Genomic DNA, 14,648 nt, shown 5'->3' on the forward strand with positions numbered 1-14,648 from the left:
GATAACATTTGCTCTAAAAATAAAAACAAAACAGAGACCCACGCCATGAAAATGCTCCCAAAAACCCTGTGTTTACTGGCTGCCAGCATCACTCTGGGCAGCGTGACCCCCGCGTTTGCCGACGCTGCCAAGCCCATCCGCATCGGCGCCTCGTTCCAGGAAATCAACAACCCCTATTTCGTCACCATGAAAAACGCCCTGGAAGAAGCTGGCGCGACCATCGGTGCCAAGCTGATCATCACCGACGCCCGCCACGACGTGTCCAAGCAGGTCAGTGATGTCGAAGACATGCTACAAAAGGGCATCGACATCCTGCTGATCAACCCCACTGATTCGGTCGGTGTGCAATCAGCTGTCAAGTCGGCCCATGCTGCCGGCGTCGTAGTGGTGGCGGTGGATGCCCAGGCAGATGGCCCGTTGGATTCGTTCGTGGGCTCGAAGAACTTCGACGCTGGTTTCCAGGCCTGTGAGTACCTGGCCAAAACCATCGGTGACAAAGGCAACATCGCTATCCTTGACGGCATCGCCGTGGTGCCGATCCTCGAACGTGTGCGCGGCTGCAAAGAGGCGGTGGCCAAGCACCCGGACATCAAGATCGTCAGCATCCAGAACGGCAAACAGGAACGCGATCAGGCCCTGACCGTCACCGAAAACATGTTGCAGGCCCAGCCCACCCTCAAGGGCATTTTCAGCGTGAATGACAATGGCTCCCTCGGCGCGCTGTCGGCCATCGAAGCCAGCGGTATGGACGTGAAGCTGGTCAGCGTCGACGGTGCGCCGGAAGCGATCAAGGCGATCCAGAAACCCGGCAGCCATTTCATCGCCACCTCGGCCCAATACCCCCGCGACCAGATCCGCCTAGCCCTGGGCATCGCCCTGGCCAAGAAGTGGGGCGCCCAAGTACCGGCCAGCGTGCCGGTGGACATAACCCTGATCGACCAGGCCAAGTCCAAGGACTTCAGCTGGTAAACCCCCCAGGCCCCGCGTAGTTCGTGGGGCTCAGGTCTTCCTTCTGAGTGCGAGGTCGGCGGTATGAGCAGTCTTCTGAAGCTGGAAAACATCTGTAAGCGTTACCCTGGGGTGCAGGCCCTCAAGGCCATCAACCTGCAAGTGGAGCGCGGCGAAATCCACGCCTTGCTCGGGGAAAATGGCGCGGGCAAATCCACCCTGATGAAGATTCTGGGCGGGGTCGAGCACCAGGACGAAGGGCAGATCCTTATCGACGGGCAGGCCCGACAATTTGCGACCTATCGGGATGCGATTGCCGCCGGGATTGGCATTGTGTTCCAGGAGTTCAGCCTGATTCCCTACCTCACGGCGGTAGAAAATATCTTCCTCGGCCATGAACTGAGCAACCGCTTCGGCCTGTTGCGCAAGCGCGAAATGGCCGAGGCCGCGCAGGCGTTGTTCGAGCGCCTCGGGGTCAGTATCGATCTGCACTGCGCGGTCAAGCACCTGAGCGTGGCCGAGCAGCAGTTTGTCGAAATCGCCAAGGCCCTGGCTTTGGACGCACGCCTGCTGGTGCTCGATGAGCCGACCGCGACGCTGACCCCCAGTGAAGCCGAGTTGCTGTTCGAGATCATGCGCGAACTCAAGCGCCAGGGCGTGGCGGTGATTTTTATCTCCCACCACCTGGAAGAGATTTTCCAGGTCTGCGACCGCATCAGCGTGCTGCGCGACGGCGGCAATGCAGGCGTCACCGAGGTGGCCGACAGCGACATCGACCGCCTGGTCGAGATGATGGTCGGCCGCCGCCTGGAATGCAGTTTTCCGCCTAAACCCACTACCGCGCGCGGCCCGTTGCTGCTGGAGGTCAAGGATATCCAGCTGGTGCGCAACGGCCCCCACAACCGTTTCAATTTGCACAAAGGCGAGATCCTGGGCTTCGCCGGCCTGGTGGGCTCGGGCCGCACCGAACTGGCCCTGGGCATGATGGGCGCGCTGCCCACGGTGAGCAAAGACGTGTGGCTGCGCGGGGAAAAAGTCAGCCTCGATGACCCGGCCCAAGCCCTGGCCTGCGGCATCGGCCTGCTCCCCGAAAGCCGCAAGAGCGAAGGGCTGATCACCGCCTTCAGCATTCGCGAAAATATCTCGCTGAACAATTTGCCCAAGTATCAGCACGCCTCGGGCCTGATCGACAAGGCCCGCGAGTGCGCCAGCGTCGAAGCGCTGATGCGCCAGCTGTCGATCAAGGCACCTAGTGGCGAAAGCCTTGTGGTGAACCTCAGCGGCGGCAACCAGCAAAAAGTCGTGATCGCCCGCTGGATCAACCACCACTGCGACGTGCTGGTGTTCGACGAACCCACACGCGGCATCGACGTGGGTGCCAAGGCGCAGATCTACGCGTTGATGCGCAGCCTCACCGAACAGGGCTACGCGATCATCATGATTTCCTCCGAGCTGCCCGAAGTCATCGGCATGTGCGACCGCGTCGCCGTGTTCCACAAGGGCGCCATCGTCAAGGTACTGGAAGCGTCCGCCGTCAATCCTCAAGAGGTCATGCGCCATGCAACAGGGGGCTCAAGTGAATACGTCCATTAACACCGTCGGCACCGGCCGCTTGCGCCTGAACCTGGCGCGGCTGCTGCGTTCGCCGGCATTTTATCCCTTTGTCGGGCTGGTGGTGGTGACCCTGGTGATGATCCTCGCCAGTGACACCTTCCTCACTGCCAGCAATCTCTCCAACATCGCCCGCCAGGTGTCGATCAACGCAATCATCGCGGTGGGCATGACCTGCGTGATTCTCACCGGTGGCATCGACTTGTCGGTGGGGCCGGTGATGGCGTTGTCCGGCACCTTGACCGCCGGGCTGATGGTCGCCGGGTTGCCGCCGGGCCTGGCGATTGGCGCCGGGCTGCTGGTGGGCGTGGCCTTCGGCATCGGCAACGGGCTGTTCGTGGCGTACCTGCATATGCCGCCGATCATCGTCACCCTGGCGACCATGGGCATCGCCCGTGGGTTCGGGCTGATGTACACCGACGGCTATCCGATTTCCGGCTTGCCAGAGTGGTTCGCATTCTTCGGTCGCGCCAGTGTGTTTGGCCTGCAGGTGCCGATCCTGATCATGCTGATCACCTACCTGGCGGCCTATGTGCTGCTGCAACACACCCGCATCGGCCGCTACATCTACGCCATCGGCGGCAATGAAGAAGCGGTGCGCTTGTCCGGGGTGCGAGCGGCGCGTTTCAAGCTGCTGGTGTATGGCATCAGCGGCTTCACCGCCGCGATTGCCGGGCTGGTGCTCACCTCGCGCTTGATGAGCGGCCAGCCGAATGCCGGCGTGTCGTTCGAGCTGGATGCGATTGCCGCCGTGGTACTGGGTGGTGCGTCGATTGCCGGCGGCCGCGGAGTGATCATCGGCACCTTGCTCGGCGCCATGCTGCTGGGCGTGTTGAACAACGGTTTGAACATGCTTGGCGTGTCGCCCTACGTCCAGAGCGTGATCAAGGGCGGGATCATCTTGCTGGCGATTTTCATCAGCCGTCAGCGCCATCGTTAATACCTCACTACACAGGACCGAACACATGGACAAGCACACTCACATGCAAGCCGTCGTCTGCCACGGCCCGAAAGACTACCGCCTGGAGCGCATCGGCAAACCCCAGGCGCGTGCCAATGAGCTGGTGATCCGTATCGCCGCCTGCGGCATCTGCGCCAGTGACTGCAAGTGCCACTCGGGCGCGGCGATGTTCTGGGGCGGCGACAACCCCTGGGTCAAGGCGCCGGTAGTACCGGGCCACGAATTTTTCGGCTATGTGGTCGAAGCCGGCGAGGGCGCCGAGGAGCACTTTGAGGTCAAGGTCGGTGACAAGGTCATCGCTGAACAGATCGTGCCGTGTGGCAAGTGCCGCTTCTGCAAATCGGGCAAATACTGGATGTGCGAAGTGCACAATATCTTCGGCTTCCAGCGCGAAGTGGCCGAAGGCGGCATGGCCCAGTACATGCGCATTCCCAAGACCGCCATCGTGCACAAGATCCCTGAATCGGTGTCCCTGGAAGACTCGGCGCTGGTGGAGCCGATGGCCTGCTCGATCCATACCGTCAACCGTGGCGATATCCAGCTCGACGACGTGGTGGTGATTGCCGGCGCGGGCACTTTGGGCCTGTGCATGGTCCAGGTCGCCGCGCTGAAGACCCCGAAAAAACTGGTGGTGATCGACATGGTCGACGAGCGCCTGGAACTGGCGAAAAAGTTCGGCGCCGATGTGGTGATCAACCCCGCCCGTGACAATGCTCGCGAGATCATCAACGGGCTGACGGACAACTACGGCTGTGACGTCTATATCGAAACCACCGGCGTACCGGCCGGCGTCACCCAGGGCCTGGACCTGATCCGCAAGCTCGGGCGCTTTGTCGAGTTCAGCGTGTTTGGCGCCGAGACCAGTGTGGACTGGTCGATCATCGGCGACCGCAAGGAGCTCGACGTGCGCGGCGCGCACCTGGGCCCGTATTGCTACCCGATCGCCATCGACCTGTTCGAGCGTGGCCTGGTCACCTCCCAAGGCATCGTCACCCATGATTTCCCGCTGGACGACTGGGCCGAGGCGTTTGAACTGGCCAATTCGACCAAGTCGATCAAGGTGCTGTTGAAGCCGGTGCTCTGAGATGGACTACGTCATCGGTGTAGACATTGGCACCCAGAGCACCAAGGCGCTGCTGGTGGATGCCCAGGGCACGATCATTGCCCAGCACAGCCACGGCTACCGGGTGGACACCCCGAAAGTGCGCTGGGCCGAGCAGTGGCCGCAGGTGTGGCTGGATGCTGTCGAAACTTGCGTGGCCCAGTGCATGGCCAAGGCCGGGGTGCCGGCGCCGCAGGTCAAGGCGCTGTGCATCAGCAGTTTGTACGGCGGTTCGGGCATTGCCGTGGATGCGCAGATGACGCCGCTGCACCCGTGCCTGATCTGGATGGACCGCCGCGCCGGCGAGCAGGTGGCCTGGGTGCGTGAACAGGTGGACCTGGAGCGCTTGTTCGCCATCACCGGCAACTCGGTGGACAGCTACTACGGCTTCACCAAGATGCTCTGGCTCAAGCAGCACCAGCCCCAGGTGTGGGCGAATACCCGTTACCTGTTGCCGCCCAACAGCTACATCAATTGGTGCCTGACCGGCGAGTTGGCGGTGGACCACAGCAGCGCCGGGAATATCGGTGGTGTCTACGACGTGGCGGCGCGCAACTGGTCAGGCGAGATGCTGGAGGCGTTGGGTATCGCGCAGTCGATGATGCCCGAGCGGTTGCTGTATTCCGGCGAGGTGGTGGGTGGTTTGCGCGCAGACTGGGCTGCCCGCCTGGGCTTGCAGGCGGGCACGCCGATCCTCGCCGGGGGCGTGGACGCGGCCATGGCGACCCTGGCGGCGGGTGTCACTCAGCCAGGCAATCATGTGGCGATGATCGGCACCAGCATGTGCTGGGGCTATCTGAACCAGCAGGTGGATGCACGTCACGGTTTGGTGAGCATGCCCCACGTCTACAACGGCCACCGCGACCTGTACATCTTCGGCGGTGCGATCACCGCCGGGGCCTCGGTCAGCTGGTTTCGCGAGCAGTTCTGCCAGGCCGAAGAACAGCAGGCCCAGGCCACGGGGCAAGACAGCCTGGCGCTGCTCGAGCAGAGCGCGATGAAGATTCCGGCAGGCAGCGAAGGCGTGGTGTTTTTGCCTTACTTGATGGGCGAGCGCAGCCCGGTGTGGGATGACCGCGCCAGCGGCAGTTTTGTCGGGCTCAACCTCTACCACAGTCGCTTTCACCTATACCGCGCGGTGCTGGAGGGCGTGAGTTTTGCCCTGCGCCACAATATCGAAGCGGGCAGCCAGGGCGCGCATTCCCTGGACCCGCGCTTGATTGTGGTGGGCGGGGCGAGCCATTCGGACCTGTGGATGCAGATCATCGCCGACGTCACACGCTATCCGGTGTACACCATCGTGCAAGAGGTAGAAGCGGCCCTGGGCGCGGCGTTGTTGGCGGCGCATACGGTGGGGCTGGTGAGTGATGGGCAGATGGACACCGGCTGGGTGCAGTTGCAATTGCGGGCGCAGCCCAAGCGGGAGAATGTCATGACCTATGACCGGGCGTTTGCCGAGTACCTGAAGCTGTATCCGGCCCTGAAACCGATCATGCACAACCTGCAAACCCCCTGATTCAACACTGTCCAAAATGTGTGAGCTGGCTTGCCTGCGATAGCGGTGTATCAGCACCCGATAAGGAGACTGACACTGCGCTATCGCAGGCAAGCCAGCTCCCACAGTGGATCTTCATTGATTTTGAGATCTTTATTTATGACCACCACCTTCGACTTCTCGCACCAGCGCATCCTCGTCACTGGTGCCAGCAGCGGCATCGGTCGCGAAATTGCCCAGCAACTGATCGCCAGCGGCGCCGAAGTCTTCGCTCTCGGTCGCGATGCCCAGGCGTTGGCTGCATTGGGGTGCCACACCCTGTGCGTAGATATCGCTGACAGCGTCGCCCTCGACAAAACCCTGCAAGATTTGCCGCCTCTGCACGGCCTGGTCAACTGCGCCGGTATCTCACGCCTGGAGCCTGCCGCGGCCATCAGCGCCAGCGCCTTCGACCAAGTGATGAGTGTCAACGCCCGCGCCGCTGCGCAAGTGGCCAGCCGGGTCGCGGCAAAGATGATCGAGGCGAACATGGCCGGCAGCATCGTCAACGTCTCCAGCCAGGCGTCGTTGGTGGCGCTGGATGATCACCTGAGCTACTGCGCCTCCAAGGCTGCACTGGATGCGATCACCCGCGTGCAATGCGCCGAGTGGGGCCGTTTTGGCATACGCGTCAACAGCGTCAACCCCACCGTGACCTTGACGCCGATGGCGGCCATGGCCTGGTCCGACCCGGCCAAGCGCGACCCGGCGCTGGCAGCGATTCCTTTGGGGCGTTTTGCGCAACCGGCGGAAGTGGCGCTGCCGGTGCTGTTTTTGCTTAGCGACGCGGCCAGCATGATCAGTGGCGTGAGCCTGCCGGTGGACGGCGGCTACACCAGCCGCTAGCCGTTTTCCAACTGCCCGGCGATGACCACTTTGTCCCGTGGCTTGTGCGGGTCTTGCAGGCGGTCAAGTAGCAGGCGCACCGCACTGCTGCCGGCCAGGGACGCGTCGTGGGCCACGCAGGCAATCGGCACGCCAAAGATATCGGCGAAGGGCAGGCGGTCGATTCCGCAGATGGTCAAGCTGTCATGGGCGATGTTGTGCATGCGCAACGCGCGCAGGGCGCCCAGGGTGATCAACTGGTTGAAACCCATGATCGCGTCCGGTGCCGAGTGCGCGGCCAGGTAATCGAGGGTATGCAGGTAAGCCGGCATCAGCGTGTAGTCGCCCGCTTGCACCTCGACCTGGATGTCGGGATGTTCGGCCAGCACTTCCCGCAGGCCTTTGAGGCGCTCCACGCTGATACGGGAGTGCTCGGGGCCGGTCAGCACCAGCAGGCGCTTGAGGTTCGGGGTTTGGCGTAACAGGTAGTGCGCGGCTTGCAGGCCGCTGTGGTAGTTGTCGAGCACCACGCGGCTGAACGGGCTGTCGTGGATCGTGCGATCGAGCAGCACCACCGGGGTCTTGCCGTTGCCCAGGCGCTCCAGGTAGTCGGGCTGGTAGCTCGGCTCGTCGGAGACCGGCGACAGGATGATCCCCGCCACGCGATAGCCCAGCAGGGTATCGACCGCCTTGCTTTCGAGTTCTTCCAGCTCATCGGTGTCCACCAGCATGATGGTGTAGCCGTGCTTTTTCGCCTCGCGGGAAATCGCCTTGATCATCTCGCTGTAGAACGGGTTGTCTACCGATGCGGTGATGACCCCGATGATCAGGCTTTCACTGCGCTTGAGCCCACGGGCGAAAGCGTTGGGCACGTAGTCCAGCTCGCGTGCCACTTCCAGGATGCGCGCCAGGGTGGCGGGTTTGACCAGGTCGGGTTTGCTCAAAGCGCGGGACACCGTAATGGTGGTCATGCCGACCCGTTTGGCAATGTCGCTGATGGTGACGGACTTTTTCTTGTTCATCGGTAAGACTGCGAGAGTAAACACCAGCAGGCTAGCATGTGCGCAAGCGTAGAGTGATTCAAATCAGCGGATCCCAGCGTTGCGACCAGTCGCCTTCGGCCTTCACCACCTCGCGCAGCAGTTCCAAGGCCTGCTGCAACACCGCTGAATCTCGCGCCCGCGAATACACCAGGTAGGTCGGAAAGCTGAATTCCGGCGCCTTGGCCACGCGCTGCATGACGCCGCTGTCCAGGTAGCTCTGCACCACCCGCGTGCGGAAGTAACCAGCCCCGCCATTCTCCAGGATGTACTGCAACGCCAGCGGCCCCAGGTTGAAACTCAGCGCGGTACGCGCACGGTCGGGCAGGGCAGCGTCGTGTTGCTGGCGAAAACCCTGGCCCCAGTCGATATACACGTAGGGCGAGGGTTTGCTCGCCAGTTGCACCAGAATCAGTTTTTCTTCCAGCACCTGCTCCACCTGCAAGCCCGGCCAGTATTGCGGCTGGAACACCAAGGCGGCATCTAGCACACCCAGCTCCAGTTGGCGCAGCAGGTATTCGCCTTCACGCACTTCGGTGCGCAAGGCGTGCCCCGGTATCTGCTCGCGCAGCGCCTTGGCCCAGCCGAGCATCAACGGGTTGCACAAGCTGACCTCCCCGCCGATATGCAGCACATTGCGATAGCCGTCCGGCAATGGCAGGTCACGGCGGGCGGCTTCCCAGGTTTGCAGCAACTGGTTGGCGTACACCACGAAGGCCTCGCCGTCGGCGGTCAGCCGCGCACCGGCACGGTTGCGCACGAACAGCGTGCAGCCGAGCTGGTTCTCGAGGTTTTTGACACGAGCAGTGATGGCGGTCTGGGTGACGTGCAGTTTCTCGGCCGCTGCGGCCAGGCTGCCGCAGCGGGTGATTTCGAGGAAGGTGCGTGCCAGTTCGATGTCCATGAAGCCCCCGGGGATGAATGGGGGACAGTGTAAAGGAATGCGGTCAAACCTGTGGGAGCTGGCTTGCCTGCGATAGCGGCCTTTCAGCCGACGCTTCTCTACCTGGCACCCCGCAATCAAACTGTGGGAGCGGGCTTGCTCGCGAAGGCGGCCTGACAGTCAACACAATTGGGTTGTGTACATATCCATTGCTGCGGTAACGGCCACTTAGGGTTCCGCTCTTACAGCGGCTCACTTTGCAAAAGCGGCAAAGTAAGCAAAACGCTCTTGCCCCACCACTCGGCACCTCGCTTAGGCTCGGTGTGCCCGTAATCCGCCAGTGATTTGGGGGCTAAACCGGCATCCCTGCCGGTTTACCCCCCAAATCCCTGTCGAATTCCGGCCAGCGTGGTTTAACGGGGCGCCTGAGATCAAGATCAAAAGCAGATCAAGAGCAAGATCAAGAGCGGCTCGCTTCGCATCGTGGTTACCGTTGGCTGCTACAACCTACAAAATTGTGTAGAAGCTGCGACGGCGGTGTGTCAGAGGCCAATGTGCTGACTGAACCCGCGCTATCGCAGGCAAGCCAGCTCCCACAGTTATGTGTATTTCAGGTCGGGATTTTCGGTGTGTGCAAGTGCGCTGTGGGGAATGCCTGTGCATACGCGTGACATACCCTCAACACCTGCTCATCAGCAAACCGCGCCCCCACCACATGCAAGCCCACCGGCAAGCCATTTGCCGCCAACCCGCAGGGCACTGACGCCGCCGGTTGCTGGGTGAGGTTGAACGGGTAGGTGAACGGCGTCCATTCCATCCACTCAGTCATTCCCGAACCCGGCGGTACGTTGTGCCCGGCTTCGAACGCGGTGATCGGCATCATCGGTGACACCAGCACATCGTAATGCTCATGGAAAGCCGCCATCCGTGCGACCAGCGCCGCCCGGGCTTCCAGGGCTGCGTTGAAATCATCCAGGCTCAAGCGCTCGCCCCGTTGTGCAATGCGTAGCAGCCCTGGGTCCAGCAGTTGCCTTTGCGCCTCGCTCATCGTGCCGGTCAGGCGTGCTGCGCCGGCAGCCCATAGGGTGCTGAACACCTCCAGCGGGTCGCTGAAACCGGGGTCGATCTGCTCGACATGGGCGCCCAGTTGCACCAGGCCCTGCACAGCCTGATCCACCACCTGGGCGACTTGCGGGTCGACTTGCACATAGCCGAACGTGGGGCTATAGGCGATACGCAACCCTTTCAAGTCCGTCCCTGGAACGAGCCAGGGCGTGGTTCGCGGCGCGCCGATCAAGCCGTCCCGTGCATCCGGTCGCGCCACGGCTTGCAGCATCAGCACACTGTCTTCCACGGTGCGCGTCATCGGCCCCAGGTGCGACAGGATCGTCATGGAGCTGGCCGGCCATTGCGGCACATAGCCGAAGGTCGGCTTGATCCCGAAGGTGCCGGTAAACGCACAGGGAATACGGATCGAGCCGCCGGCGTCGCTGCCCTGGTGCAGCACGCCCAGGTTCAACGCCGCTGCCGCACCGGCGCCCCCGGACGAGCCACCGGCGGTGGTGCGCGTGTCCCACGGGTTGCGGGTGATGCCGTACAGCGGGTTGTCGGTGACGCCTTTCCAGCCGAATTCCGGGGTGGTTGTCTTGCCCAGCAGCACCGCGCCGGCCTTGCGCATGAAGGCCGAGAAGGGCGCGTCCACGTCCCACGGGCCCTCGGCACTGGAGGTGCGTGAGCCCTTGCGCGTGGGCATACCGACCGTCAGCGTCAGGTCTTTGATCGACGCCGGCACGCCATCCAGGGCGCCGCAAGGTTCGCCCTTGAACCAGCGTTGTTCCGACTCCCGCGCAGCGTCCAGGGCGCCTTGCGGGTCGACATGGCAGTAAGCATTCACCACCGGGTTGTAGCGCTCGATGCGCAGCAACGCGTCTTCGGTGACCTCCACGGGCGACAAGGTCTTGTCACGAAAGTGTTGCAGCAGTTGCACCGCCGTCAATTGGCCGATCTCACTCATGCTTGAACTCCCTGCGCCGCGTTGACCATGGCACGCAGCAACACCGCGCAGCCTGCGGCCAGATCATCCGGCGCGGCGTTTTCGATTTCGTTATGGCTGATGCCGCCTTCGCACGGCACAAAGATCATCCCGGCCGGGCCCAGTTCAGCGACGAAAATCGCGTCATGCCCGGCGCCGCTGACGATGTCCATATGGCTCAAGCCCAATGCCTGGGCAGCCTCGCGCACGGCGTTGACGCAGGCCGGGTGGAAGTCCAGCGGCGGGAAGTCGGCAGTCGGCGTCAGTTCAAACGTCAAGCCGTGGCGGGCGGCCGCGTCTTCGATCACTGCGCGCACTTCATCGACCATGGCTTGCAGCTTGTCGGCGTGCAGGTGACGCAGGTCGATGGTCATGTGCACCTGGCCGGGGATCACGTTGCGCGAGCCAGGGTGCAGGTTAAGGCAGCCGACGGTGCCGCAGGCGTGAGGCTGATGCTGATGGGCGATACGGTTGACCGCGCTGACCACCTCGGCAGCACCCACCAGGGCATCCTTGCGCAGGTGCATGGGCGTTGGGCCCGCATGCGCCTCTACGCCGGTGAGGGTCAGGTCGAACCACTTCTGGCCCAGGCAGCCCATCACTACGCCCAGGGTAATCGCCTGGTCCTCCAACACCGGGCCTTGCTCGATATGCGCCTCGAAATAAGCGCCCACCGGATGGCCCAGCACCGCACGGGCACCGGCATAGCCGATGCGCTGCAATTCGCTGCCTACCGACAGGCCCTGGTCGTCGAGTTTGTCGAGAGTCTCCTGCAAGTCGAACTTCCCGGCAAATACCCCGGAGCCCATCATGCACGGCGGGAAGCGCGAGCCTTCTTCGTTGGTCCACACCACCACTTCGATGGGCGCCTGGGTTTCGATCTGCAAGTCATTGAGCGTGCGGATCACTTCCAGCCCGGCCATTACCCCGTAGCAACCGTCGAACTTGCCGCCGGTGGGCTGGGTGTCGATATGGCTGCCGGTCATGACCGGGGGCAGGGCGGGGTTGCAGCCAGGACGGCGGGCGAAGATATTGCCGATGGCATCCACACTGATGCTGCACCCGGCGGCCTCGCACCACTGCACAAACAGGTCGCGGGCCTGGCGGTCCAGGTCGGTGAGGGCCAGGCGACACACGCCGCCCTTGGCCGTGGCGCCGAGCCGAGCCAGGTCCATCAGCGACTGCCACAAACGGTCGCGGTTGATCAGCGGGGCATTGCTCTGGAGAGGTTGCGCAAGACTATTCATCAGGAATCTCCACTCAGGCACTCAAGGCCAGGTAACGGTTTTTGATCGTCGGGTCGGCGCGGAAGTCAGCGGCGCTGCCCTCGTACACCACGCGGCCCTGTTCGAGCACGTAATGGCGGTCGGCGAGCTTGTCGCAGACCATCAGGTTCTGTTCCACCAGCAACACCGGCAGGCCCTCGTCCTTGACCTTGCGCAGGATCTTCACCAGCTCGTCGACGATCACCGGGGCCAGGCCTTCAGTGGGTTCGTCGAGGATCAGCAGCTTGGGGTCGTTCAGCAGGGCGCGGGCGATGGCCAGCATCTGCTGTTCGCCGCCGGACAACGCATGGCCGGCGTTTTTGCGCCGCTCCTTGAGGCGCGGGAACATGGCGTACACGTCTTCCAGCTGCCAGCGGCTGTGTTTGCGGGCGGCGATGCGCAAGTTTTCCTCCACCGTCAGCAGGCGAAAAACCCCGCGGTTTTCCGGTACCAGCGCCAAGCCCTGGCGCGCAATTTCAAAGATCTTTTGCCCCACCAGCGCCTGGCCGTTGAAGTGGATCTGACCCTGGCGCGGGCAGATGATGCCGAGGATGCTGCGCAGGGTGGTGGTCTTGCCGGCACCGTTACGGCCGAGCAGGGTCACCAGTTCGCCAGGGTTGACGCTCAGCGACACGCCCTCAAGCACATGGCTTTTGTCGTAGTAGGAATGGATATTCTCGACGATCAGCATCAGGCAGCCTCCCCAAGATAGGCAGTACGCACACGTTCATCGGCGCGCACGAACTCCGGCGTGCCTTCCACCAGGATCTGCCCATGGCTCATCACCGTGATGCGCTGGCTGATGGACATGACGATGCTCATGTTGTGTTCGATCAACAGCACCGTATGGTCGCGGCCAAGGTCGCTGATCAGTTGGGTCATGATCGGGATATCGTCGATGCCCATGCCCGAGGTGGGCTCGTCGAGCATCAACAGTTTGGGTTTGGAGCAGATCGACATGCCCACCTCCAGCACCCGTTGCTGGCCGTGGGACAACTCACCGGCCAGGGTGTCGGCGCGTGCCGTGAGTTGCAGGCGTTCCAGCACCTGGTCGGCCATCTCCAGGTGTTCGCGCTGGCTGTCCACCCGACGCCAGAAGTTCAAGGCACGCGAGCCATCGCGGCCCTGGGCGGCCAGGCGCAGGTTTTCGCGCACGCTGAGGTTCTGGAACAGGCTGGTGAGTTGGAACGAGCGCGCCATGCCCAGGCCGACGCGGCCGTGGGCGGGCTTGCGCATCAGGTTCTTGCCGTCGAAATGGATCGCCCCGGCGGTGGCCTGGCGTTCACCCGTCAGGCAGTGGAACAGGCTGGTCTTGCCCGCGCCGTTGGGGCCGATGATGGTGTGGATGGTGCCGGCTTCGACCTTGAGGTTGACGCCATTGACCGCATGGAACGCGCCGTAGGCCAGCTCCAGGTTCTGGGTTTCAAGCAAGATACTCATAGCCCGTCCTCCTTGGCGACGACCGCGGGTTTGCGCGCGCCGCGCATCTTCTCGAATAGCGACGCGAGGCCGCCCCACAAACCGCCGCGCATGAAGATCACCACTAGGATCAGGATCACCCCCAGCAGCATCAGCCAGCGCGGCCACAGGTCGGAAAGGAAGTCGCCCAGCAGCACGATGGAGCCGGCGCCCAGCAGCGAGCCGAACAGCGAGCCGGTGCCGCCGACGATGGTCATGATCAGGATGTTCTCGGACATTGCCAGGTCGATATTCGACAGCGGCACAAAGTGCAGCAGCATGGCGTACAACGCCCCGGCAATCCCGGTGACCGCACCGGACAGCACGAACACCAGGATCTTGAAGTGGCGCGTGTCGTAGCCGATGGCCGAGGCGCGGGTTTCGTTCTCGCGGATCGCCATCAGCGTGCTGCCAAACGGCGAAGCGATGACCCGGCGTGCGCCGATGAAGATCAGCAGGAACAGCACCGCGACAAAACCATAGAAGGCACGGGCATCGGCCAGGGACAGCAGCACGGTGTCGCCCACACGAATTTCCGGGCGCGGTACGCTGAGCAGGCCGTTGTCGCCGCCGGTCCAGTCGCTCAGGGTGTAGGCGACGAAGTACGCCATCTGGCTGAACGCCAACGTGAGCATCACGAAGTAAATGCCCGTGCGCCGAATCGCCAGGGCGCCCACCAGCAGCGCCAGGAAACCACCGGCAATCGCCGCGCCCAGCAACGCGGTGAACAGGCCCAGTTGCAGGTGGATCATCAACAGCGCCGCACAATAAGCACCGGCACCAAAGAAGATGCCTTGGCCGAAGGACAGCAGCCCGGTGTAGCCCAGCAGCAGGTTGCAGGCCAGGGCGGCCATGGCAAAGATTAGGATCTCGGTGGCCAGGGTCGCCGAGGGCAACACCAACGGCAGGCCGATCAGCACGGCCAACACCCACAGCAACATGGCTCTGGATTGGGTCTTGGCAAACGGCAGGGGGTTTTTCTCGCTCAT

The 14,648-nt window shown here is 62.9% G+C and carries 13 protein-coding genes; 6 read left to right on the forward strand and 7 right to left on the reverse strand.

Translation table 11 applies throughout. The features are described from left to right. Positions 1-45 precede the first annotated feature (45 nt). From AC07S6_RS09675 to AC07S6_RS09700, 6 genes are all read left to right on the forward strand, one after another. Complete coding sequence (locus AC07S6_RS09675) at positions 46-969, forward strand: substrate-binding domain-containing protein (RefSeq protein WP_495112202.1); 924 nt, start codon at positions 46-48, stop codon at positions 967-969. Between the two features lie 63 nt (positions 970-1,032). After that, complete coding sequence (locus AC07S6_RS09680) at positions 1,033-2,541, forward strand: sugar ABC transporter ATP-binding protein (RefSeq protein ID WP_495112203.1); 1,509 nt, start codon at positions 1,033-1,035, stop codon at positions 2,539-2,541. Next, complete coding sequence (locus tag AC07S6_RS09685; RefSeq protein ID WP_197883083.1) at positions 2,507-3,499, forward strand: ABC transporter permease; 993 nt, start codon at positions 2,507-2,509, stop codon at positions 3,497-3,499. The genes AC07S6_RS09680 and AC07S6_RS09685 overlap by 35 nt, the downstream gene beginning before the upstream one ends. 25 nt (positions 3,500-3,524) lie before the next feature. Then, entirely contained in the window at positions 3,525-4,604 is a 1,080-nt protein-coding gene (locus AC07S6_RS09690; RefSeq protein ID WP_034128169.1) for an alcohol dehydrogenase catalytic domain-containing protein, read from the forward strand. Position 4,605: 1 nt separating this feature from the next. Beyond that, positions 4,606-6,138 (forward strand): FGGY-family carbohydrate kinase, encoded by a 1,533-nt coding sequence (locus tag AC07S6_RS09695; protein ID WP_495112204.1) that lies wholly within the window; start codon positions 4,606-4,608, stop codon positions 6,136-6,138. Positions 6,139-6,276: 138 nt separating this feature from the next. Further along, complete coding sequence (locus AC07S6_RS09700) at positions 6,277-7,002, forward strand: SDR family oxidoreductase (RefSeq protein WP_197883089.1); 726 nt, start codon at positions 6,277-6,279, stop codon at positions 7,000-7,002. Here AC07S6_RS09700 and AC07S6_RS09705 read toward each other — a convergent pair. The 7 genes from AC07S6_RS09705 to AC07S6_RS09735 all read right to left on the reverse strand — a co-directional run bounded on the left by AC07S6_RS09705 (position 6,999) and on the right by AC07S6_RS09735 (position 14,648). Then, positions 6,999-8,003 (reverse strand): LacI family DNA-binding transcriptional regulator, encoded by a 1,005-nt coding sequence (locus AC07S6_RS09705; protein ID WP_054897430.1) that lies wholly within the window; start codon positions 8,001-8,003, stop codon positions 6,999-7,001. The two genes, AC07S6_RS09700 and AC07S6_RS09705, sit on opposite strands and share 4 nt — an antisense overlap. A gap of 58 nt (positions 8,004-8,061) precedes the next feature. Beyond that, positions 8,062-8,925: a LysR family transcriptional regulator gene (locus AC07S6_RS09710; RefSeq protein ID WP_495112205.1), complete on the reverse strand. Its 864-nt coding sequence runs from the start codon at positions 8,923-8,925 to the stop codon at positions 8,062-8,064. A 589-nt stretch (positions 8,926-9,514) separates the two neighbouring features. Beyond that, a complete protein-coding gene (locus AC07S6_RS09715) occupies positions 9,515-10,918 on the reverse strand; it encodes an amidase (protein WP_495112206.1) in 1,404 nt (467 codons plus the stop codon). Beyond that, positions 10,915-12,183, reverse strand: a complete 1,269-nt coding sequence (locus AC07S6_RS09720) for a Zn-dependent hydrolase (RefSeq protein ID WP_495112207.1) — start codon at positions 12,181-12,183, stop codon at positions 10,915-10,917. Before AC07S6_RS09720 ends, AC07S6_RS09715 begins: the two co-directional genes overlap by 4 nt. 13 nt (positions 12,184-12,196) lie before the next feature. Next, complete coding sequence (locus AC07S6_RS09725; RefSeq protein ID WP_495112208.1) at positions 12,197-12,892, reverse strand: ABC transporter ATP-binding protein; 696 nt, start codon at positions 12,890-12,892, stop codon at positions 12,197-12,199. Further along, the gene (locus AC07S6_RS09730) at positions 12,892-13,641 is read right to left on the reverse strand and encodes an ABC transporter ATP-binding protein (protein ID WP_014719039.1); all 750 of its coding nucleotides are present in this window, start codon (positions 13,639-13,641) and stop codon (positions 12,892-12,894) included. The genes AC07S6_RS09725 and AC07S6_RS09730 overlap by 1 nt, the downstream gene beginning before the upstream one ends. Further along, complete coding sequence (locus AC07S6_RS09735) at positions 13,638-14,648, reverse strand: branched-chain amino acid ABC transporter permease (RefSeq protein WP_495112209.1); 1,011 nt, start codon at positions 14,646-14,648, stop codon at positions 13,638-13,640. The genes AC07S6_RS09730 and AC07S6_RS09735 overlap by 4 nt, the downstream gene beginning before the upstream one ends.

The organism is Pseudomonas sp. GW821-FHT07B01 (assembly GCF_059419065.1).

Coding starts and splice junctions, on each gene's coding strand:
- AC07S6_RS09705 (WP_054897430.1), bottom strand. CDS start 8,003: ATGAACAAGAAAAAGTCCGTCACCATCAGCGACATTGCCAAACGGGTC.
- AC07S6_RS09680 (WP_495112203.1), top strand. CDS start 1,033: ATGAGCAGTCTTCTGAAGCTGGAAAACATCTGTAAGCGTTACCCTGGG.
- AC07S6_RS09725 (WP_495112208.1), bottom strand. CDS start 12,892: ATGCTGATCGTCGAGAATATCCATTCCTACTACGACAAAAGCCATGTG.
- AC07S6_RS09720 (WP_495112207.1), bottom strand. CDS start 12,183: ATGAATAGTCTTGCGCAACCTCTCCAGAGCAATGCCCCGCTGATCAAC.
- AC07S6_RS09715 (WP_495112206.1), bottom strand. CDS start 10,918: ATGAGTGAGATCGGCCAATTGACGGCGGTGCAACTGCTGCAACACTTT.
- AC07S6_RS09735 (WP_495112209.1), bottom strand. CDS start 14,648: ATGAGCGAGAAAAACCCCCTGCCGTTTGCCAAGACCCAATCCAGAGCC.
- AC07S6_RS09695 (WP_495112204.1), top strand. CDS start 4,606: ATGGACTACGTCATCGGTGTAGACATTGGCACCCAGAGCACCAAGGCG.
- AC07S6_RS09710 (WP_495112205.1), bottom strand. CDS start 8,925: ATGGACATCGAACTGGCACGCACCTTCCTCGAAATCACCCGCTGCGGC.
- AC07S6_RS09730 (WP_014719039.1), bottom strand. CDS start 13,641: ATGAGTATCTTGCTTGAAACCCAGAACCTGGAGCTGGCCTACGGCGCG.
- AC07S6_RS09675 (WP_495112202.1), top strand. CDS start 46: ATGAAAATGCTCCCAAAAACCCTGTGTTTACTGGCTGCCAGCATCACT.
- AC07S6_RS09685 (WP_197883083.1), top strand. CDS start 2,507: ATGCAACAGGGGGCTCAAGTGAATACGTCCATTAACACCGTCGGCACC.
- AC07S6_RS09690 (WP_034128169.1), top strand. CDS start 3,525: ATGGACAAGCACACTCACATGCAAGCCGTCGTCTGCCACGGCCCGAAA.
- AC07S6_RS09700 (WP_197883089.1), top strand. CDS start 6,277: ATGACCACCACCTTCGACTTCTCGCACCAGCGCATCCTCGTCACTGGT.